2 protein-coding genes and 1 pseudogene are annotated in these 1605 nt (G+C 44.9%); all 3 read right to left on the bottom strand.

Annotation, left to right across the window (positions count from 1 at the left end; all coding sequences use genetic code 11):
* Positions 1 to 99: 99 nt before the first annotated feature.
* On the bottom strand, positions 100 to 441 hold the full coding sequence (locus HJG40_RS14045; protein WP_226857474.1) for an integration host factor subunit alpha: 342 nt from the start codon (positions 439 to 441) through the stop codon (positions 100 to 102).
* A 70-nt stretch (positions 442 to 511) separates the two neighbouring features.
* Positions 512 to 1069, bottom strand: a pseudogene (locus tag HJG40_RS14040) (acetate uptake transporter); the annotation flags it as partial.
* A gap of 164 nt (positions 1070 to 1233) precedes the next feature.
* On the bottom strand, positions 1234 to 1605 hold a 372-nt coding region (locus HJG40_RS14035; RefSeq protein ID WP_215864773.1), incomplete at its 5' end, for a group I truncated hemoglobin.

Below are 1605 nucleotides of genomic sequence, written 5' to 3'. Positions count from 1 at the left end.
ACCACGGCGGAACCAATCCTAACGCGAGAGAAAACAGCTCTTCAGGGACCATCAGCTAACTCCAATTCAGGGCACGACCGCTCCACAGCATTCTACCCCCTACCCACTCAATCTGACGAAGAGCCGTTTTTTAATTTTCTGACTTGCTTTAAATATAACAACACGCCTGGCGGAAATCAGTGCGGGCAGCCCGGATTTCGGGTTACGCCCAACACGTTCAGACTTTTCACGAATAATAAATTTACCAAAACCAGACAAATTAACATTTTCTTCAGATGCTAAAGTTTGAATTATTAATTTAAAAAAACAGGAGACTATCAACCTGCTCTCAGCAACAGTAAATTTCATTTTACCAGCAAGATTATGACTAATCATATCTTTGGTAATCGTGCAATCAGACCTTTCATGAGAAAGAATAAAATACATGGGTTTTTCAATCAAAGTTATATTACCTTATTTTAATCACAGCCTGAAGCCACCGATTTCACATCGGCAGCTTCAAAGCAGATCATCAGGCCTTTTTCGGGGCCAGACTACCTACGGGTAATACCGCTTTACCCATCACTGGATTAATGACATGCACTGCAGCCAGATAGAAACCAATCAGCGCAACGATCATGAACAGCAAGCCCGCGATGTTCGATACGGAAATAGCCATCAGAATGAATGCCGCACAGAGAATTCCGAACAGTAACACCAGACCGATGTTAGCACGCAGGGATGCAATAAAGAAAATAAAGGTAATCAAAGCCATCAACCAGAACCACACCATCAAAAGTTGGGGCGCACTCTTCATTGTCGCTGCCAAACCGCCGCTGATAGCCGCAATGGCGAAACTCAGGAAAAATGATCCGTAGGTAAAAAACACGGTGGCTATATAAGAATTGGGCATCTGATAGGTAAAACCACCCGCCACATACATGGCGGCCGCCCCAAACCCGAAACAGAGGGCTAGTAAAGTTCCCAATCCGGCGAGCGGCACGATGCCATAAAATACAGCGCCAATAATAAACAACGGAACAGCAAATCCAAACAAACCAATAGCAATCGGATCTTTCATTTTATATTCTCCATAAGTGGCTTTCCGGTCAAAATGACCATTACTATTACATTATTCACTACTGAACTTCAAAAAAAGGCCCCACTTTATGTAGAGCCTGAAACTCCCAAAAGGCTTAGGGAGGAGGAGTCGTTTCACCGTTCATCTGTCAATCAGATTGCGGTTAATTCTGTTCAGCCCAATGGGCCGTTAGCGGTGACGATTTGCGGTTCCATGGAAGCCAGAATAGCAATCAGGTAATTCTGTGCCGCCATGGGAATCTTTTGGGTCTGCATCGCATCCATCATATCCTGAGCTAGATAATTGAAAGCTGCCGTAGTAACACCCATTCCTTCATGGGTTTTACGCATACTCAGACCGGTGTACTTGCAAGGACCACCCACAGCCATACACACCTGCTGCACCAATTCGTACTTCAAGTGGGGGATATTGGTATGTGCGAAGTAGTAATTGATGTGCGGATCTGCAGCCACATTACCCACAAACGTATTGATCAGATTAGTAATACCCGCCTTGCCGCCGTACTGGGCATAGTAATCCTGAGC

It is taken from the genome of Acidithiobacillus concretivorus (assembly GCF_018853445.1).
In the GTDB taxonomy this organism is placed as follows: domain Bacteria; phylum Pseudomonadota; class Gammaproteobacteria; order Acidithiobacillales; family Acidithiobacillaceae; genus Acidithiobacillus; species Acidithiobacillus concretivorus.
This window is presented reverse-complemented; position numbering and strand designations above follow the sequence as displayed.